The sequence below is a fragment of the Klebsiella terrigena genome (assembly GCF_012029655.1).
Taxonomy (GTDB): domain Bacteria; phylum Pseudomonadota; class Gammaproteobacteria; order Enterobacterales; family Enterobacteriaceae; genus Klebsiella; species Klebsiella terrigena.
Genome location: NZ_CP050508.1, coordinates 388,152 through 407,340, shown reverse-complemented (window position 1 = coordinate 407,340; position 19,189 = coordinate 388,152). Strand labels below are relative to the sequence as shown.

The 19,189-nt window shown below is 57.4% G+C and carries 19 protein-coding genes; 9 read left to right on the top strand and 10 right to left on the bottom strand.

The features are described from left to right. Window positions 1-181 precede the first annotated feature (181 nt). The 3 genes from HCK03_RS01830 to HCK03_RS01820 are packed head-to-tail and all read left to right on the top strand — an operon-like array spanning window position 182 to window position 2,325. Window positions 182-1,204 carry a hydrolase gene (locus tag HCK03_RS01830; RefSeq protein WP_041142983.1) on the top strand — a complete coding sequence of 341 codons (1,023 nt, stop codon included), beginning with the start codon at window positions 182-184 and terminating at the stop codon, window positions 1,202-1,204. Beyond that, entirely contained in the window at window positions 1,201-1,419 is a 219-nt protein-coding gene (locus HCK03_RS01825; protein WP_041142984.1) for a YheU family protein, read from the top strand. Before HCK03_RS01830 ends, HCK03_RS01825 begins: the two co-directional genes overlap by 4 nt. 36 nt (window positions 1,420-1,455) lie before the next feature. Further along, on the top strand, window positions 1,456-2,325 hold the full coding sequence (locus HCK03_RS01820) for a phosphoribulokinase (RefSeq protein ID WP_041142985.1): 870 nt from the start codon (window positions 1,456-1,458) through the stop codon (window positions 2,323-2,325). Window positions 2,326-2,382: 57 nt separating this feature from the next. Here the strand turns inward: HCK03_RS01820 and HCK03_RS01815 are convergent, their stop codons facing one another. Next, a complete protein-coding gene (locus tag HCK03_RS01815; protein ID WP_041142986.1) occupies window positions 2,383-2,787 on the bottom strand; it encodes an OsmC family protein in 405 nt (134 codons plus the stop codon). A gap of 306 nt (window positions 2,788-3,093) precedes the next feature. Between HCK03_RS01815 and crp the strand changes: the two genes are divergently transcribed. Both crp and HCK03_RS01805 read left to right on the top strand, forming a co-directional pair. Beyond that, window positions 3,094-3,726: a cAMP-activated global transcriptional regulator CRP gene (gene crp / locus HCK03_RS01810; RefSeq protein ID WP_000242758.1), complete on the top strand. Its 633-nt coding sequence runs from the start codon at window positions 3,094-3,096 to the stop codon at window positions 3,724-3,726. A 52-nt stretch (window positions 3,727-3,778) separates the two neighbouring features. Continuing rightward, the gene (locus tag HCK03_RS01805; protein ID WP_148250757.1) at window positions 3,779-5,857 is read left to right on the top strand and encodes a YccS/YhfK family putative transporter; all 2,079 of its coding nucleotides are present in this window, start codon (window positions 3,779-3,781) and stop codon (window positions 5,855-5,857) included. Here the strand turns inward: HCK03_RS01805 and argD are convergent. The 5 genes from argD to ppiA form a co-directional block, all read right to left on the bottom strand. Further along, on the bottom strand, window positions 5,847-7,067 hold the full coding sequence (argD, locus tag HCK03_RS01800; RefSeq protein WP_041142988.1) for a bifunctional acetylornithine/succinyldiaminopimelate transaminase: 1,221 nt from the start codon (window positions 7,065-7,067) through the stop codon (window positions 5,847-5,849). The genes HCK03_RS01805 and argD overlap by 11 nt on opposite strands. Before the next feature lie 89 nt (window positions 7,068-7,156). Then, window positions 7,157-7,720: an aminodeoxychorismate synthase component 2 gene (pabA, locus tag HCK03_RS01795; protein ID WP_123552445.1), complete on the bottom strand. Its 564-nt coding sequence runs from the start codon at window positions 7,718-7,720 to the stop codon at window positions 7,157-7,159. A 44-nt stretch (window positions 7,721-7,764) separates the two neighbouring features. Next, window positions 7,765-8,355, bottom strand: coding sequence for a putative adenosine monophosphate-protein transferase Fic (locus HCK03_RS01790; protein ID WP_041142990.1), 591 nt, complete (start codon window positions 8,353-8,355; stop codon window positions 7,765-7,767). Beyond that, on the bottom strand, window positions 8,345-8,512 hold the full coding sequence (locus HCK03_RS01785; protein ID WP_148250753.1) for a YhfG family protein: 168 nt from the start codon (window positions 8,510-8,512) through the stop codon (window positions 8,345-8,347). The genes HCK03_RS01790 and HCK03_RS01785 overlap by 11 nt, the downstream gene beginning before the upstream one ends. A 109-nt stretch (window positions 8,513-8,621) precedes the next feature. Beyond that, window positions 8,622-9,191 carry a peptidylprolyl isomerase A gene (gene ppiA / locus HCK03_RS01780; protein ID WP_045854052.1) on the bottom strand — a complete coding sequence of 190 codons (570 nt, stop codon included), beginning with the start codon at window positions 9,189-9,191 and terminating at the stop codon, window positions 8,622-8,624. A 277-nt stretch (window positions 9,192-9,468) separates the two neighbouring features. Here ppiA and tsgA point away from each other — a divergent pair, with 277 nt between their 5' ends. Continuing rightward, window positions 9,469-10,653: an MFS transporter TsgA gene (gene tsgA, locus HCK03_RS01775; protein ID WP_076946134.1), complete on the top strand. Its 1,185-nt coding sequence runs from the start codon at window positions 9,469-9,471 to the stop codon at window positions 10,651-10,653. A 6-nt stretch (window positions 10,654-10,659) separates the two neighbouring features. On the opposite strand, the gene HCK03_RS01770 is transcribed toward tsgA, so the two are convergent. Continuing rightward, the gene (locus tag HCK03_RS01770; protein WP_123552447.1) at window positions 10,660-11,982 is read right to left on the bottom strand and encodes a cytosine deaminase; all 1,323 of its coding nucleotides are present in this window, start codon (window positions 11,980-11,982) and stop codon (window positions 10,660-10,662) included. A gap of 240 nt (window positions 11,983-12,222) precedes the next feature. On the opposite strand from HCK03_RS01770, the gene nirB reads away from it, so the two are divergent. The 3 genes from nirB to cysG all read left to right on the top strand — a co-directional run bounded on the left by nirB (window position 12,223) and on the right by cysG (window position 16,618). Next, complete coding sequence (gene nirB / locus HCK03_RS01765; RefSeq protein WP_041142994.1) at window positions 12,223-14,766, top strand: nitrite reductase large subunit NirB; 2,544 nt, start codon at window positions 12,223-12,225, stop codon at window positions 14,764-14,766. After that, the gene (gene nirD / locus HCK03_RS01760) at window positions 14,763-15,089 is read left to right on the top strand and encodes a nitrite reductase small subunit NirD (RefSeq protein ID WP_041142995.1); all 327 of its coding nucleotides are present in this window, start codon (window positions 14,763-14,765) and stop codon (window positions 15,087-15,089) included. The genes nirB and nirD overlap by 4 nt, the downstream gene beginning before the upstream one ends. A gap of 155 nt (window positions 15,090-15,244) precedes the next feature. Continuing rightward, window positions 15,245-16,618, top strand: a complete 1,374-nt coding sequence (cysG, locus tag HCK03_RS01755) for a siroheme synthase CysG (protein ID WP_115191754.1) — start codon at window positions 15,245-15,247, stop codon at window positions 16,616-16,618. Between the two features lie 125 nt (window positions 16,619-16,743). Here the strand turns inward: cysG and trpS are convergent, their stop codons facing one another. Genes trpS through rpe form a run of 3 tightly spaced genes read right to left on the bottom strand, consistent with a single transcriptional unit; the run spans window position 16,744 to window position 19,172 of the window. Beyond that, the gene (gene trpS / locus HCK03_RS01750; protein WP_041142997.1) at window positions 16,744-17,748 is read right to left on the bottom strand and encodes a tryptophan--tRNA ligase; all 1,005 of its coding nucleotides are present in this window, start codon (window positions 17,746-17,748) and stop codon (window positions 16,744-16,746) included. Beyond that, on the bottom strand, window positions 17,741-18,502 hold the full coding sequence (gene gph / locus HCK03_RS01745; RefSeq protein ID WP_123552450.1) for a phosphoglycolate phosphatase: 762 nt from the start codon (window positions 18,500-18,502) through the stop codon (window positions 17,741-17,743). The genes trpS and gph overlap by 8 nt, the downstream gene beginning before the upstream one ends. Next, the gene (gene rpe, locus HCK03_RS01740; protein ID WP_041142999.1) at window positions 18,495-19,172 is read right to left on the bottom strand and encodes a ribulose-phosphate 3-epimerase; all 678 of its coding nucleotides are present in this window, start codon (window positions 19,170-19,172) and stop codon (window positions 18,495-18,497) included. The genes gph and rpe overlap by 8 nt, the downstream gene beginning before the upstream one ends. Window positions 19,173-19,189 lie beyond the last annotated feature (17 nt).

Sequence of the window (19,189 nt, the reverse complement as noted above, 5' to 3'; positions counted from 1 at the left end):
GCGGCCTCGACGGTTCACTGGCAATGAGCTTTCGGGGCCACTCTTCATGCCACAAAAGGCCCTATAGCGCCCGCTCTTTTTCGCGTAATCTCCACCAGCTGGCCATAAGATCACATATTGGCTAACCTGCGCACTTCATGCGCGGTATAGTGTTTATAAGTTTATTAATTGCTCTGGTGCTATGGTTGAAATCACCCCTACAGAAATGACGCCCCCCGAAGACGACTCGCGCGAGTTTCACCCAATGCGCGGCGTGGGCAATCGTCATCTGCAAACCATGCTGCCGCGACTGATCCGCCGCAAACTGGGCTTTACTCCACACTGGCAGCGCCTTGAACTCCCCGACGGTGATTTTATCGATTTGGCCTGGAGCGAAGATCCCGAATCAGCCCGCCATAAGCCGCGGCTGGTGGTTTTTCACGGTCTGGAAGGAAGCCTGCACAGCCCTTACGCTCACGGCCTGATCCACGCGGCAATGCAGCGCGGCTGGCTCGGCGTGGTGATGCATTTCCGCGGCTGTAGCGGCGAGCCTAACCGTAATAACCGCATCTACCACTCCGGAGAGACGGAAGACGGCACCTGGTTCCTGCGCTGGCTGCAGCGCGAATTTGGTCCCGCGCCCACGGCCGCCGTAGGCTATTCGCTGGGCGGCAATATGCTCGGCTGCCTGCTGGCAAACGAGGGCGACAGCGTCCCGCTCGACGCGGCGGTCATCGTGTCGGCCCCGTTCATGCTGGAGGCCTGCAGCTACCATATGGATAAAGGCTTCTCCCGCGTCTACCAGCGCTATCTGCTGAACCTGTTAAAAGCGAACGCCGCGCGCAAGCTGAAAGCCTACCCGGGCTCTCTGCCGGTTGATTTACGCCAGCTCAAAGGCATGCGGCGCATTCGCGAGTTTGACGATACCATCACCGCCAAAATTCACGGCTTTGCCGATGCGCTGGACTACTATCGCCAGTGCAGCGCGATGCCGCGTCTGAGCGATATCACGAAACCCACGCTGATCATTCACGCGAAAGACGATCCGTTCATGGACCATCATTCCATTCCGCCGCAGGAGCAGCTACCGGCCAACGTCGAGTACCAGCTGACCGAACAGGGCGGGCACGTCGGGTTTGTCGGCGGCACGCTGCGCAGGCCTGAGATGTGGCTGGAAAGACGGATCCCGGACTGGCTAACGCGCTGGCTGGAAGGAAAAAAATGATTATTCCCTGGCAGGATCTGGATCCCGAAACGCTGGATAACCTGATTGAAACCTTTGTGTTGCGCGAAGGCACCGATTATGGTGAACATGAACGCTCGCTGGCCGATAAGGTCGCCGATGTAAAACAGCAGCTGAAAAGCGGAGAAGCCGTACTGGTGTGGTCAGAGCTGCACGAGACGGTCAACATCATGCCCCGCAAGCAGTTCCACGGCTAAGGCGGCGCCACACCATCGTTTAATCTGGGAGTTGATATGTCTGCCAAACATCCGGTGATTGCCGTCACGGGCTCCAGCGGCGCGGGAACCACCACCACCAGCCTCGCCTTTCGCAAAATCTTCGCCCAGCTGAACCTGCGTGCCGCCGAAGTCGAGGGCGATAGCTTCCATCGCTACACCCGCCCGGAAATGGACATGGCGATCCGCAAAGCGCGGGATCAGGGGAAGCACATCAGCTATTTTGGCCCGGAAGCAAACGACTTCGGCCTGCTGGAAAACACCTTCCTCGAGTACGGACGCAGCGGAACCGGCCAGTCGAGAAAATATCTGCATACCTATGACGAGGCCGTGCCGTGGAATCAGGTACCGGGCACCTTCACGCCCTGGCAGCCGCTGCCGGAGCCGACCGACGTCCTGTTTTACGAAGGGCTACACGGCGGCGTTGTCACCCCGCAGCACAACGTGGCGCACAATGTCGACCTGCTGGTGGGCGTCGTGCCCATCGTCAACCTGGAGTGGATCCAGAAGCTCATCCGCGATACCAGCGAGCGCGGGCACTCTCGCGAAGCGGTGATGGATTCGGTCGTCCGCTCAATGGAAGATTATATTAACTTCATCACCCCGCAGTTCTCGCGTACCCATATCAACTTCCAGCGGGTTCCCACCGTTGATACGTCGAACCCCTTCGCCGCTAAAGGTATTCCCTCGCTGGATGAAAGCTTTGTGGTGATCCACTTCCGCAACCTGCAGGATATCGACTTCCCGTGGCTGCTGGCGATGCTGCAAGGGTCGTTTATCTCGCATATCAATACGCTGGTGGTACCGGGCGGCAAAATGGGGCTGGCGATGGAGCTGATCATGGCGCCGCTGGTTGAACGGCTGATGGCAGGGAAAAAGATCGGTTAAGCCGGTAAACACCCCGGCTGCACGACGCAAACCGGGGCCACGGGCTGGCCTTCCGGCTTAGCCCTCGATAACTTCGTACGAATGCGTGATATTTACCGCTTTTTGCAGCATCAGCGCCACCGAGCAGTATTTCTCCGCCGACAGGTCTACCGCTCGCGAAACGACCGCATCCTTCAGCTCGCGGCCGGTCACGATAAAGTGCAGGTTGATGTGGGTAAACAGGCGCGGCGCCTCTTCCCGACGCTCTGAGGTCAGCTTCACCTCACAGTTGGTCACATCGTGACGTCCTTTCTGCAAAATTGAGACCACGTCGATGGCGCTACAGCCGCCGGCGGCCATCAGCACCATTTCCATCGGACTCGGCGCTTTATCCCCGGAGTTACCGTCCATCAAAATCTGGTGGCCGGAAGCCGACTCACCGATGAAGGTTAACCCTTCCACCCATTTCACACGAGCTTGCATAAAATTTAACTCCAAGGTTGCAATTTTCCTGACAGATTACACGTACATAACAAATCTCGCAACGGAAGGCGACCTGCATCATGCTGAAGCGAGACACCAGGAGACACGCGGCAAAAGCTATGCTAAAACAGTCAGGATGCTACAGTATTACATTGATGTACTGCATGTATGCAGAGGAATTCACATTACAGGCTGAAGAAAAATCACCAGCCAGCTTCCCAGGCATAGGGAAACAATACGATTGCATGCCCGGATGCCGTGTAGTGTCGGCACCCGGAGATAGCTTATAACAGAGGATAACCGCGCATGGTGCTTGGCAAACCGCAAACAGACCCTACCCTCGAATGGTTCTTGTCTCATTGCCACATTCATAAGTACCCATCTAAAAGCACGCTGATCCACCAGGGTGAAAAAGCAGAAACGTTGTACTACATCGTCAAAGGCTCTGTGGCTGTGCTCATCAAGGATGAAGAAGGTAAAGAGATGATTCTCTCTTACCTCAACCAGGGCGATTTCATCGGTGAATTAGGCTTGTTTGAAGAAGGCCAGGAGCGTAGCGCCTGGGTACGTGCGAAAACCGCATGTGAAGTGGCCGAAATCTCCTATAAAAAATTCCGTCAGCTAATCCAGGTTAACCCGGATATTCTGATGCGTCTCTCGTCGCAGATGGCCCGCCGTCTGCAGGTTACCTCTGAGAAAGTCGGTAACCTTGCCTTCCTCGACGTCACCGGCCGTATCGCCCAGACGTTGCTGAACCTGGCAAAACAACCTGACGCCATGACCCACCCGGACGGTATGCAAATCAAAATTACCCGTCAGGAAATCGGTCAGATCGTCGGCTGTTCACGTGAAACCGTTGGCCGTATTCTGAAGATGCTGGAAGATCAAAATCTGATCTCCGCACACGGTAAAACTATCGTCGTCTACGGCACGCGTTAAGCTGATAAAACGGCGTGTTGCTCCTGCAACACGCCGTTTTTGTTTTCCCTCTATGTGGCGCAGGCTGATTTACCACCCGGAAGTCAACTACGCACTGCGGCAAACGCTGGTGCTGTGTTTGCCGGTCGCAATAGGCCTCCTTCTCGGCCATCTGCAGCAGGGTCTGCTGTTCTCGCTGGTTCCCGCATGCTGCAACGTCGCCGGTCTTGATACACCGCATAAGCGCTTCTTTAAACGCCTGATTATTGGCGGCTCGCTCTTTGCCGGCTGCAGCCTGATCGTTCAGCTCCTTCTCCAGCACGATATCCCGCTCCCTTTAATTCTCAGCGGCCTGACCCTGCTCCTTGGCGTCACGGCAGAAATCAGCTCGCTGCACGCGAGGCTGCTGCCCGCCTCGCTGATTGCCGCCATCTTTACTCTGAGCCTCGCCGGCAATATGCCGATCTGGGAACCGCTGCTGATCTACGCGCTTGGCACGCTGTGGTACGGGCTATTCAACTGGTTCTGGTTTTGGCTGTGGCGCGAGCAGCCGCTGCGCGAATCGCTAAGCCTGCTCTACCGGGAGCTGGCCAACTATTGTGAAGCCAAATACAGCCTGCTGACCCAGCATATCGACCCGGCAACCTCGCTGCCTCCGCTGCTGACCCGTCAGCAAAAGGTCGTCGACCTGATCACCCAGTGCTACCAGCAGATGCATATGCTGGCGGCCAATCAGCGTAGCGACCATAAGCGCCTGCTGCGGGCGTTTCAGGTTGCCCTCGATCTGCAGGAACATATTTCCGTCAGCCTGCATCAGCCGGAAGAGGTGCAGAAGCTGGTCGAACGCAGCCACGCGGAAGCGGTAATCCGCTGGAATGCGCAAACCGTCGCCGCGCGGCTAAGGGTGCTGGCGGATGACATCCTCTACCACCGCTATCCGCAGCGCTTTAACATGGATAAGCAGATCGGCGCCCTGGAGAAGATTGCCTCTCAGCACCCCGACAACCCGGTCGGGCAATTCTGCGCATGGCACTTCAGCCGCCTTGCCCGGGTGCTGCGCACCCAGCGTCCGCTGTACCCACGTAACCTGATGGCCGATAAGGAACGGCGCCTGCCGCTACTGCCTGCGCTGAAAAACTATCTCTCTTACAAATCGCCGGCTTTACGCAACGCCGCCCGGATCTGCGTGATGCTCACCGCCGCGAGCCTGATGGGCAGTGCGCTAAACCTGCCCAAACCCTACTGGATCCTGATGACGGTGCTTTTCGTCACCCAGAACGGCTACGGCGCAACGCGGGTCCGCATCGTCCACCGGGCGGCAGGGACCCTCGCCGGCCTGGTGATTGCCGGACTGACGCTGCACTTTCACGTCCCTGAGGGCTATACGCTGACCGCGATGCTAATTATCACGCTGTTGAGCTATCTGATTATTCGCAAGAGCTACGGCTGGGCGATGGTGGGCTTTACCGTCACGGCGGTTTATACCCTGCAGCTGCTGACGCTTAACGGCGAGCAGTTTATTGTCGCCAGGCTTATCGATACGCTTATCGGGTGTCTGATTGCCTTCGGCGGGATGGTATGGCTGTGGCCACAGTGGCAAAGCGGCCTGCTGCGTAAAAACGCCCACGACGCGCTGGAGGCGGACCAGGAGGCCATCCGCCTTATTCTCAGCGACGATCACCAGGCGCCGGCGCTGGCCTATCGGCGGATGCGCGTCAACCAGGCACACAACTCGCTGTATAACTCGCTGAATCAGGCGATGCAGGAGCCCGGCTTTAACTCGCAATATCTTGACGATATGAAGCTATGGGTCACCCATAGCCAGTTTATTGTCGAGCATATCAACGCCATGACCACGCTGGCCCGCGAGCACAATATGCTGACGCCGGATCTGGCCCGGCGCTATCTTGAATCCTGTGAGATTGCGCTACAGCGCTGTCAGCAGCGGCTGGATACCGACGGGCCGGGTAGCGCCGGCGAGGTGAATATTATGGAGTCGCAGGATGCGGACGTGCCCCGCGGCCCGCTGAGCACCATGGAGCAGCACCTGCAGCGGATCCTCGATCATCTGAACACCATGCACACCATCTCATCGGTGGCATGGCGTCAGCGCCCGCATCACGGCATCTGGCTACGCGCAACTAAGCGCTAAGTACGCGCTGTACCGCCTGTGCAAAGCGCGCCATTCCTTCGTCAATATCGCTATCGTCAATGACCAGCGAAGGCACAAAGCGCATCACGTCAGGCCCGGCATTGAGCACCATAACCCCCGCTTCCGCCGCGGCATACAGGAAATCACGCGCCCGGCCGTGATGCTGCGGCTTCAGCTCCGCACCGATCAACAGCCCCATACCGCGAATATCGCTAAACAGATCGAAGCGGGCGTCAATCTGCTGCAGATGCTGTACAAAGCGTTCGCGCTTCGCGTTGACGCCGTCCAGTACCTCAGGCGTATTAATCAAATCAAACGCCGCACCGGCGACGGCGCAGGCGAGCGGATTACCCCCGTAGGTTGAACCGTGGGAGCCGGCATGGAACGCGCTGGCAATATCGTGGGTGGTCAGCATGGCGCTAATCGGGAAACCGCCGCCGAGCGCTTTCGCGCTGGTCAGGATATCCGGCGTCACGCCGTAATGCATATAGGCGAACAGCGAACCGGTACGCCCCATTCCGCACTGCACTTCATCAAACACCAGCAACGCCTGATGCCGATCGCAAAGCTCACGCAGCCCTTTGAGGAACTCCGGGGTCGCAGCCATCACGCCGCCTTCGCCCTGAATCGGCTCAACCACCACCGCGCAGGTGTGATCGTCCATGACCGCCTTCACCGCGTGCAGGTCGTTGAACGGTACGTGAATGATATCCGCCGGCTTCGGCCCGAAGCCGTCAGAATATTTCGGCTGCCCGCCAACGGAGACCGTAAACAGCGAACGACCGTGGAAAGCGTTATGGAAGGCGATGATTTTGGTTTTATAGGGGCTATGGCGGGTGATCGTGTAGTTGCGCGCCAGCTTGAATGCCGTTTCGTTGGCTTCAGTGCCGGAGTTCATAAACACCACGCGGTCGGCGAAGGTGGCATCGACCAGCTTTCTGCCCAGGCGCAGCGCCGGTTCGTTGGTGAAAACGTTGCTGGTATGCCACAGCGTTTCCCCCTGCTCATGCAGCGCCGCAACCAGCGCCGGATGGCAATGACCGAGCGCCGTGACGGCAATACCGCCCGCAAAATCAACGTACTCTTTGCCCTGCTGATCCCATACGCGGCTACCTTTACCTTTTACCGGAATAAATTCTGCCGGTGCATAAATCGGCAAAATAACCTCATCGAACGTGGCGCGGGTAATTGCCGGTTGCTCAGTTGCCATGTGATGCCATCCTTCTTCGTTATGCAAAAATGATTATGATATTATAATCACAAAATATGCATAAAAAATCAGTCAATGGCAACTACAAATCAACGCTTGAGGAAGTTTGCCAGCAGCTGATGCCCCTGCTCGCTGAGAATGCTTTCCGGGTGAAATTGCACCCCCTCAAGATCCCACTCTCGATGGCGAATGGCCATAATCTCTCCGCTCTCGCTGCGGGCCGTCACGTCGAAGCACTCAGGCAGGGTATCCGGGTCAATGACCAGAGAGTGGTAGCGGGTCACGGTGAGGGGATTGTTTAATCCCTGAAACACGCCGCGTCCGTCGTGGCTGATAGGGGAGGTTTTTCCGTGCATGACTTTGGCGGCACGGACGATGGTCGCCCCGAAGACCTGGGCGATAGCCTGATGCCCCAGGCAGACGCCCAGCAGCGGCACCTTCCCGGCATAATGCCCGATGACGGCCAGGGAGATCCCCGACTCGTCCGGCGTGCAGGGCCCGGGTGAGATAACGATTTTCTCCGGCGCCAGCGTCGCGATCTCCTCCAGCGTCAGCTCATCGTTACGCTTAACCAGCACCTCAGCTCCCAGCTCGCAAAAATACTGGTACAAATTCCAGGTGAAAGAATCATAGTTGTCGATAAGCAGGATCATAGCGGCTCCGGAAAAAACAAAACCGGGCTATTCTACTCAGATTCTCACGCTTCGCTTACCACTTTGGCAAAGATCGCTTCCAGCGGCTGCGGATCGCCCATGGCCCCCAGCTGATTAGCCCGGCTCCACGCCTCAGGATCGATATCGCGCCAGTCGAGAATAAAGCCGGCATGAATGGCCAGCTGCTCAAAGAAAATACGCTGCGCCAGCCCGCTGCCGAGGCGAAAAGGGTGTAGCACATTGATTTCACCGTAGTACCAGCTCAGGCGCGTAATAAAAGCGCTGCGGTCGAGGCCGCTAAGATAGTTCTCCTCTTCCAGAGCCCGCATCAGCGCGTTACCTTCCTTTTCAATCCATGCGAAATGACAAAAAGGCGTATCTCCCTGATAGATATCAATCTCCCTGAACCGTCCGGCCCAGGCAAAAATATCCTGGTAGAGCTGATGGTGAATCGCGCAGAGATAGGGCAGCCCGCGCCCGCGCGGCCCCAGGGGAATCGTCGCCGCACGTAGGGAGGTTATCTCCAGCATGACCTGCTCGAGCCGCCGGGCCTGGCGAATACCGGGAAGATTGCGCAATACGTCGAGTACGGGGTAGAGATAGGGATCGCGGCCATCGCCAAATTTACTGCTCATGACGCCCCCTTAGCTCAGCAAGGCGTGCCAGCGCTTCTTCGGCGCTTAGCGTCACCAAAGGCACAGCGGCGCCTTCCAGCCGACGGCTGGCCTGAAAATTCACGCTACGAGTCTGTTCCCAGAGCCGGGATTTTTGCTTATCGGTGAGTGAACGCATGCTCGCCTCTCTTGTCGTCCCCTGTGCCACAAGTATAAGCAGCAATTTCGGGTCACGCAGAAAGGCCGAAACAACGGCGCGAGCGTGGGCCGCCCGCGCGCGGAAGAGCTTAAGGCAGAACCTTCGCGGAGAGGATCACAACGGGTTTGGACGGTACATTCTGGTACGGCCCAACGTTATGCGTCTGGACCTGGGAAATCTTGTCGGCGACGTCCATTCCTTTGACCACTTTACCGAATACCGCGTAGCCAAAATCGCGCTGTCCGTGATCGAGGAAGGCGTTGTCGGCGATGTTGATGAAGAACTGGCTGGTCGCGCTGTCCTGATCGGCGGTGCGCGCCATCGCGATGGTGCCGCGGGTGTTACGCAGGCCGTTATCCGCTTCGTTCTTGATTGGCGGGTTCGGCTGCTTTTGCTGCATCTGTTCGCTGAAGCCGCCGCCCTGCACCATAAAGCCGGGGATCACGCGGTGAAAAGTGGTGTTGTTATAGAAGCCGCTGTTCACGTACTTCAGGAAGTTATCGACGGAAATCGGTGCTTTCTGGCTATTTAACTCCAGCTCAATATTTCCCGCAGAAGTCGTCAGCAAGACATGAGGATCGCCCTTTGCTGCCATGGCCGGGGAGAAAGCGGAAATAGCGAAAACGGCAACCACCGCCGCCAGAGTTGATTTGAGCATCGAGATTCCTTAACGGAGCAGAAAAAAAGCAAGTGCATTGATTCTAAAGAGCCTTTGCATCCTGGGCCAGCCTTTTACCTAATTTTACGTAGCTGAAACAGTTGTAACGAGGCGCACTTCGATCCGCTGAATCTATAAAAGAGATCCACATCACACTAATCCGTGCAAAAAGATCTACATTTCATAATAAACGTTTGCTTACATCACTCGAACGAATAAAATCTGTCCGCCCTGGCGCAGAGTCAACGCGCTTTACATTTCTATTCACAGGCCAGTCATGACTAACAGCAATCGTATCAAGCTCACATGGATCAGCTTCTTCTCCTACGCCCTGACCGGCGCGCTGGTGATCGTCACCGGGATGGTGATGGGCAATATCGCCGATTACTTCCATGTGCCCGTTTCGAGTATGAGCAACACCTTCACTTTCCTCAATGCCGGGATCCTGATCTCTATCTTCCTCAACGCCTGGCTGATGGAAATCGTACCGCTGAAAACGCAGCTGCGGTTTGGCTTTATCCTGATGGTACTGGCGGTCATCGGGCTGATCTTTGGCCACAGCCTGACGCTGTTCTCCGCGTCGATGTTCGTGCTGGGTCTGGTCAGCGGGATCACCATGTCGATCGGCACCTTCCTGATAACCCATATGTATGAAGGCCGCCAGCGCGGTGCGCGCCTGCTGTTTACCGACTCCTTCTTCAGCATGGCGGGAATGATTTTCCCGATGGTTGCCGCCTATCTGCTGGCGCGCAGCATCGAGTGGTACTGGGTGTATGTCTGTATTGGTCTGGTTTACGTCGCCATCTTCGTTCTGACCTTCGGCTGTGAATTCCCGGTGCTGGGTCAAAAAGCGCAGCAGGACAGCCAGCCGGTCGTCAAAGAGAAATGGGGTATCGGCGTACTGTTTCTGTCCATCGCCGCGCTGTGCTATATCCTTGGCCAGCTGGGCTTTATCTCCTGGGTGCCGGAATATGCCAAGGGCCTGGGCATGAGCCTTGGCGACGCGGGTAAGCTGGTGAGCGATTTCTGGATGTCGTACATGATCGGTATGTGGTCATTCAGCTTCATCCTGCGTTTCTTCGACCTGCAGCGCATTCTTACCGTTCTGGCGGGCCTGGCAACGGTGCTGATGTACCTGTTTATTAACGGTTCGCCGGAACATATGCCGTGGTTTATCCTGACCCTTGGCTTCTTCTCCAGCGCTATCTACACCTCGCTGATTACCCTGGGTTCGCAGCAGACCAAAGTCTCCTCACCGAAGCTGGTTAACTTTGTGCTCACCTGCGGCACCATCGGGACGATGCTGACCTTCGTGGTCACCGGTCCTATCGTTGCCGCCAGCGGCCCGCTGGCAGCGCTGCAAACCGCTAACGGCCTCTATGCCGTGGTATTCGTGATGTGCATTATCCTCGGCTTCGTCTCCCGCCACCGCCAGCACGGCGCGCAGGCAGGGTCACACTAAGCCACGCTAGTCCTTTGGCCCCTTTGCATCCGCAGAGGGGCTATTGCGAGTAAAGAACAGCTCCTCCCCGCCTCTATCGGTCTGTATCCAGGTCTGCGCCAGCTGCGTGGTGGCAATAACCCGTCCCTGACGAATCGACCAGCGTACCGGCACCTGGCAGCGCACGGCTTCAAAACCGTTTTCCGCAGGCAGAATAATCAGGTTGGCGGTATTCCCCGTGCTGATGCCGTAGTCGCTCAGACCAAAGGTGCGGGCGCTGTTGTCGGTAATCAGCTTCAGGCCGTCGTTAATCTGCTGATAGCCCATCAGCTGACAAACGTGCAGACCCATATGCAGTACCTGCAGCATATTGCCGGTGCCCAGCGGATACCACGGATCGAAAACGTCGTCGTGACCAAAGCACACGTTAATCCCTGCGGCCATCAGCTCTTTTACCCGGGTAATACCGCGCCGCTTGGGGTAATCATCGAAGCGTCCCTGCAGGTGGATATTCACCAGCGGGTTAGCGACAAAGTTGATCCCCGAGAGCTTCAGCAGGCGAAACAGCCGTGAGGTATAGGCGCCGTTATAGGAGTGCATGGCGGTGGTATGGCTGGCCGTAACCCGCGGGCCAATCCCCTCTTTTAACGCCAGGGCCGCGACCGTTTCGACAAACCGCGACTGCTCATCATCGATTTCATCGCAGTGGATATCCAGCGGACGCTGATATTTCTGCGCCAGGCGAAAGGCGATATGCAGGGACTCAACGCCGTACTCGCGGGTAAACTCGAAGTGAGGAATAGCTCCCACCACGTCGGCACCAAGGCGCAGCGCCTCTTCCAGCAGGGCCTCCCCATTGGGGTAGGATAAAATCCCCTCCTGTGGGAAGGCAACTATCTGCAAATCTACCCACGGGGCTACCTCCTGCTTCACTTCCAGCATCGCTTTTAAGGCGGTCAGCGTCGGATCTGAAACATCGACATGCGTGCGCACAAACTGTATGCCGTTGGCAATTTGCCACTTCAGGGTTTTCCACGCCCGGGCTTTGACATCCTCATGGCTCAACAACGCCTTGCGCTCCGCCCAACGCTCAATACCCTCGAACAGCGTCCCGGATTGATTCCAGCTCGGCTCACCGGCAGTTTGCGTCGTATCCAGATGAATATGCGGTTCAATAAACGGTGGAATGGCCAGCCCACCGCGGGCGTTGAGCACTTCAAGACTCTCGCCGCGCGCGTCGCCCATCGGGGTAATATCGCCAAAGCAGCCTTTATCTATTGCTATCTGCCATAGCCCGTCGCGGCCGGGCAGGCGCACGTTCTGAATCAACCAAAGTGGTGCTGCTGTCATCTTGATGGCTCCCGTTAAAATTGCTTAATTTTCACCCAACCCGCCCCCGCGTTCCCCTGCCATTTTTGTACATAAAAGCAACAAAAAGGAAAAGCCTGAGTTTTCCACAACTTAGAAAAACCTAAATAAATCATGATAATACCCATTAAGGGGTAGGCAGGATTGAATTTGATTTGCATCAATAAGTGTACCGGCTGAATCGTTAAGGTAGGCGGTATTAGAAAAGAAATCGAGGCAAAAATGAGCAAAGTCAGAATCGCTATTATCGGTAACGGCATGGTTGGCCATCGCTTTATCGAAGAGCTTCTTGATAAGGCGCCTGCCGGAGAGTTTGACATTACCGTGTTCTGCGAAGAACCCCGTATCGCTTACGACCGCGTCCACCTGTCATCTTACTTCTCCCATCATACCGCGGAAGAACTTTCGCTGGTTCGTGAAGGATTTTACGAGAAGCACGGCGTTAACGTCCTTATCGGCGAGCGCGCGATTACGATTAACCGCCAGGAGAAGGTCATTCACTCCAGCGCGGGACGCACCGTATTTTACGACAAACTGGTGATGGCAACCGGCTCCTATCCGTGGATCCCGCCGATTAAAGGCGCGGAAACTCAGGACTGCTTCGTTTACCGCACGATTGAAGATCTCAACGCTATCGAATCCTGCGCCCGCCGCAGCAAACGCGGCGCCGTCGTCGGCGGCGGCCTGCTGGGCCTCGAAGCCGCAGGCGCGCTGAAAAACCTCGGCGTTGAAACCCACGTTATCGAGTTTGCGCCAATGCTGATGGCCGAGCAGCTTGATAATATGGGCGGCGAGCAGCTGAAGCGCAAAATTGAAAGTATGGGCGTGAAGGTTCATACCAGCAAAAATACCAAAGAGATCGTCCAGCAGGGCACCGAAGCGCGGAAAACTATGCAATTTGCCGACGGTAGCGAGCTGCAGGTCGATTTCATCGTGTTCTCCACCGGTATCCGCCCGCGCGACAAGCTGGCGACCCAATGCGGTCTGGCGGTGGCACAGCGCGGCGGTATCGTCGTGAATGATACCTGCCAGACCTCCGATCCGGATATCTACGCCATCGGCGAATGCGCCAGCTGGAACAACCGCGTCTATGGTCTGGTCGCGCCGGGCTACAAAATGGCCCAGGTGACCGTCGACCATATCCTCGGCACGGACAACGCCTTCACCGGCGCCGACCTCAGCGCCAAGCTGAAGCTGCTCGGCGTTGACGTTGGCGGCATCGGCGATGCGCATGGCCGCACGCCTGGCGCACGCAGCTACGTCTATCTCGATGAGAGCAAAGAAGTCTACAAACGCCTGATCGTCAGCGCAGATAACAAAACCCTGCTCGGCGCGGTGCTGGTCGGCGATACCAGCGACTACGGCAACCTGCTGCAGCTGGTGCTCAACGCTATCGAACTGCCGGAAAACCCGGACGCGCTGATCCTGCCGTCCCATGCCGGCAGCGGCAAGCCTTCTATCGGCGTCGATAAGCTGCCGGACAGCGCGCAAATTTGCTCCTGCTTCGACGTGACCAAAGGCATGCTGATCTCCGCCATCAATAAGGGCTGCCATACCGTCGCCGCGCTGAAAGCTGAAACCAAAGCCGGTACCGGCTGCGGCGGCTGTATTCCGCTGGTAACCCAGGTACTGAACGCCGAGCTGGCAAAACAGGGTATCGAAGTTAACCATAACCTGTGCGAGCACTTCGCCTACTCGCGTCAGGAGCTGTTCCACCTGATCCGCGTCGAAGGCATCAAAACCTTCGATGAGCTGCTGGAAAAACACGGCAAGGGCTACGGCTGCGAAGTATGTAAACCTACCGTTGGCTCACTGCTGGCCTCCTGCTGGAATGAGTACATCCTCAAACCTGAGCATACGCCGCTGCAGGAGACCAACGATAGCTTCCTCGCCAATATCCAGAAAGACGGGACCTACTCGATTATCCCGCGCTCCGCAGGCGGCGAAATCACGCCGGAAGGGCTGGTGGCCGTCGGCCGCATCGCGCGCGAATATAACCTCTACACCAAAATCACCGGCTCGCAGCGTATCGGCATGTTTGGCGCTCAGAAAGACGATCTGCCGGAAATCTGGCGTCAGCTGATTGAAGCGGGCTTTGAAACCGGCCACGCGTACGCCAAAGCCCTGCGTATGGCCAAAACCTGCGTCGGCAGCACCTGGTGCCGCTACGGCGTGGGCGACAGCGTAGGCTTCGGCGTCGAGCTGGAGAACCGCTATAAAGGCATCCGTACGCCGCATAAGATGAAGTTTGGCGTGTCCGGCTGTACGCGTGAATGCGCGGAAGCGCAGGGTAAAGACGTCGGCATCATCGCCACCGAAAAAGGCTGGAACCTCTACGTGTGCGGCAACGGCGGGATGAAGCCTCGTCACGCGGATCTGCTGGCCGCCGACCTTGACCGTGAAACGCTGCTCAAGTATCTCGACCGCTTTATGATGTTCTACATCCGCACCGCCGATAAGCTGACGCGTACCGCGCCATGGCTGGATAACATGGAAGGCGGCATCGATTATCTGAAGCGCGTCATCATCGACGACAAGCTTGGTCTGAACGAACACCTGGAAGAGGAGCTGGCCCGCCTGCGTGCAGCCTTCGCCTGCGAGTGGACTGAAACCGTCAACAGCCCGGCAGCGCAGACCCGCTTCAGGCACTTTATCAACAGCAGCCAGCGTGACCCGAACGTTCAGGTTGTGCCGGAACGTGAACAGCATCGCCCGGCTACGCCGTATGAGCGTATTCCGGTGACTCTGGTGGAGGAAAACGTATGAGCCAGTGGATAAACATCTGCAAGATTGACGAAATCCTGCCGGCAACCGGCGTCTGCGCCCTGCTTGGCCAGCAGCAGGTTGCCGTCTTCCGCCCTTATCATGACGAGCGGGTTTTTGCGCTCAGCAACATCGATCCGTTCTTTAACGCCAGCGTCCTCTCGCGCGGCATCATTGCCGAACACGAAGGCGATCTGTGGGTCGCCAGCCCGTTGAAAAAGCAGCGCTTCCGTCTGCGTGACGGCGTCTGTATGGAAGATGAGAGCCACTCCATCGCCCATTTTGACGCGCGGGTAAAAGACGGAAAAGTTCAGCTTAAAGCCTGACGTCCCGAGGTTCCCTCTGGTCCTCAGAGGGAACCATACATTCTGCTTATGCCCACTAAGCGGTAAGCACCGGAAAAGTCGTATATTTTGTCGCTCCTCCGCTGCTATGCTACGACGGCTCACCATCTCTCATTGCCCTGCTGCGAGGATATTCCGTGGATCACTTACCCATTTTTTGCCAGTTGCGCGATCGCGACTGTCTGCTGGTCGGCGGCGGGGATGTTGCCGAACGTAAGGCGCGGCTGCTGCTCGATGCCGGAGCCAAATTAACGGTTAACGCCCTCGAATTCTCGCCACAGTTTCAGGTGTGGGCGGATGAGCAGATGCTGACGCTGGTAAAAGAGAGCTTTAATCCCGCACTGCTCGACTGCTGCTGGCTGGCGATCGCCGCTACTGACGACAACGACGTTAACCAGCAGGTTAGCCAGGCGGCGGAAGCGCGACGCATCTTCTGCAACGTCGTGGATTCGCCGCAGCAGGCCAGCTTTATTATGCCCTCGATTATCGACCGCTCGCCGCTGATGGTCGCCGTCTCCTCCGGCGGGACGTCGCCGGTGCTGGCGCGGCTGCTGCGCGAAAAGCTGGAGTCGGTTCTGCCGCTGCATTTAGGCCAGCTGGCGCACTATGCCGGCCAGCTGCGGGCGCGGGTTAAAAAACAGTTTGCCACGGTGGCCGAGCGTCGACGCTTCTGGGAAAAGCTGTTTATGAACGACCGACTGGCGCAGTCGTTAGCCAACGAAGACCGGCAGGCGGTGGCGGATACCACCGAGCAGCTGCTGAACGAACCGCTGGATCACCGCGGTGAAGTCGTGCTGGTCGGCGCCGGACCGGGTGATGCCGGCCTGCTGACCCTGAAAGGGCTGCAGCAGATCCAGCAGGCGGATGTCGTGGTTTACGATCGTCTGGTCTCAGACGATATTATGAATCTGGTTCGCCGCGACGCCGACCGGGTATTCGTCGGCAAGCGTGCGGGATACCACTGCGTACCGCAGGATGAGATTAACCAGATCCTGCTGCGGGAAGCGCAGAACGGCCGCCGCGTTGTGCGTCTGAAGGGCGGCGATCCGTTCATTTTCGGCCGCGGTGGCGAAGAGCTCGAAACCCTGTGCAATGCCGGTATTCCCTTCTCGGTAGTTCCGGGGATCACCGCCGCCTCCGGATGCTCCGCCTATTCGGGTATTCCGCTGACCCACCGCGACTTCGCCCAGGGCGTACGCCTGGTCACCGGGCATCTGAAAACCGGGGTCGAGCTGGACTGGCAAAACCTGGCGGTAGAAAAGCAGACGCTGGTGTTTTATATGGGCTTAAACCAGGCGCCAGCGATCAGAGAGAAGCTTATTGCCCACGGCATGGCGGCAGATATGCCGGCGGCTATTGTTGAAAACGGTACGGCCGTCAGCCAGAAAGTGGTGACCGGCACCCTGGATCAGCTGGACGTGCTGGCGCAGCAGATGGCGAGCCCGGCGCTGATTATCGTCGGCCGCGTGGTGAGCCTTCGCGACAGGCTCAACTGGTTCTCTAACCACTAAGATTCGCCGCGCCTCTGCCCGCAGCGTGCTGAACGGGCGAGTAGCGACAACGACAGAAAAGCAAAAGGGCGGGATTAACCCGCCCTTTTTTTCAGCTTTGTGCGTGCGGTCTTTATCGCCGCCGCTTACGGCTTCGCAACAAAACCAATGGCTTCGTATACCGCTTTCAGCGTTTGTGAAGCGCGAGCGCTGGCTTTGTCTGCCCCGTCTCTCATCACCTGATTGAGGAAGGCTTCATCGTTACGGAAGCGGTTATAGCGCTCCTGCAGCTCAACCAGCATGCCGGACACCGCATCGGCTACTTCGCCCTTCAGATGACCGTACATTTTCCCGTCGAAGTGCTGCTCCAGCTCCACAATGCTCTGGCCGGTCACGCCGGAGAGAATATCCAGCAGGTTAGATACGCCGGCTTTGTTCTGCTGGTCGTAGCGCACTACCGGCGGCTCGTCGGAATCCGTAACCGCACGCTTGATCTTTTTGACGACCGATTTCGGGTCTTCCAGCAGGCCAATCACGTTGTTGCGGTTGTCGTCCGACTTGGACATCTTTTTCGTCGGCTCAAGCAGCGACATGACGCGCGCGCCGGATTTAGGAATAAACGGCTCAGGAACCTTGAACACTTCGCCGTAGATTGCGTTGAAGCGCTGCGCGATATCGCGGCTCAGCTCCAGGTGCTGCTTCTGGTCTTCGCCCACCGGCACCTGGTTGGTCTGATAAAGCAGGATGTCTGCCGCCATCAGCACCGGATAATCAAACAGGCCGGCGTTAATGTTTTCCGAGTAGCGCGCGGACTTGTCCTTGAACTGGGTCATGCGGCTCAGCTCACCAAAATAGGTGTAGCAGTTCAGCGCCCAGCCCAGCTGCGCATGCTCCGGCACGTGCGACTGAACGAAGATGGTGCTTTTCGCAGGATCGATACCGCATGCAAGGTAAAGCGCCAGCGTATCCAGCGTGGCCTTACGCAGTTTCTCAGGATCCTGACGCGCGGTGATGGCGTGCAAATCGACGATGCAGTAGATGCAATGATAGTCATCCTGCATGCCCACCCACTGACGCAGCGCACCCATGTAGTTGCCAATGGTCAATTCACCTGAGGGCTGTGCGCCACTAAAAACGATGGGCTTAGTCATTTTTTAATTCCTGAGTTTCACTGTACGGTAACCCGAGAGCGGGTAAGAGTTCGTTAAATTGATCAAAGACGTAATCCGGCTCGCTGAGCGCGATCGGCTCACCGTAGTTGTAGCCGTAGGTCAGGCCAACTGAGCCAAAGCCGGCCGCTTTCGCCGCCATGACATCGTTACGCGAATCGCCGACAAACAGCAGCTCAGCGGGAGCCAGCCCCAGCTTTTCCGCAACCCGCAGCAGCGGTTCGGGATGCGGCTTCTTGTTCTGTACATCGTCACCGCCGATAACCACGGTAAAATATTTAGCGATATCCAGCGCGGCCAGTATCGGCGCAACGAACGGCGTCGGCTTGTTGGTGACCAGCGCCAGCGGCAGCCCTTTGGCGTGCAGAGCGCCCAGCGTATCGGCAACCGCCGGGAACAGGAAGCTGCCCTCTTCCGCGGCTTCAGCGTAGTAGCGGTCAAACAGCTTGCGCAGCAGCGCCAGCTGCTCGGCCTGCGGGATATCATCGCGATCGGCGGAAGGTTTCCCCCCGGCCGCGCGCAGCGTCGCGCGCTCCTGGCGTGCCCAGGTAAGGGCGCGCTCCATCAGAACGTCCGCGCCGTTGCCAATCCAGGTGACAACGCGATCCTCTCCCGCCATCGGGAGTTCTAAAGCGTAAAGCGCGCTATCAACGGCCGCCGTCAGACCCGGCGCGCTGTCCACCAGCGTGCCGTCGAGGTCAAACGCGATACCGCGAATAGCCTGTAACTTATCCATGACTAACCTTCGCTAATTCACTGCGCATTTGATCGATGACTGTTTTATAGTCCGGCTGGTCGAAAATGGCCGAGCCGGCAACGAACATATCCGCCCCTGCGGCCGCAATATCCGCGATATTGCTAACTTTTACGCCGCCGTCGACTTCGAGGCGAATATCGTAGCCGGAGGCATCAATGCGCTGGCGAACTTCACGGAGTTTGTCGAGAGTCTGCGGAATGAAAGACTGGCCGCCGAATCCCGGGTTGACGGACATCAGCAGGATCACATCCAGCTTATCCATCACGTAATCAAGGTAGCTCAGCGGGGTCGCAGGGTTGAATACCAGGCCGGCCTTACAGCCGTGCTCTTTGATGAGCTGCAGGCTGCGATCGACGTGCTCTGACGCCTCCGGATGGAAGGTGATGATGCTGGCGCCCGCGGCGGCAAAATCAGGAATGATGCGGTCGACCGGCTTAACCATCAGGTGCACGTCGATAGGCGCGGTGATGCCATAGCCGCGCAGCGCTTTCAGCACCATTGGGCCGATAGTCAGATTCGGCACGTAGTGGTTGTCCATTACGTCAAAGTGCACAACGTCTGCACCTGCAGCCAACGCTTTGGCGGTATCTTCACCCAAACGGGCAAAATCAGCCGACAGAATCGAAGGGGCAATCAAATACTGCTTCATCCGCATCTCCTTGAAAA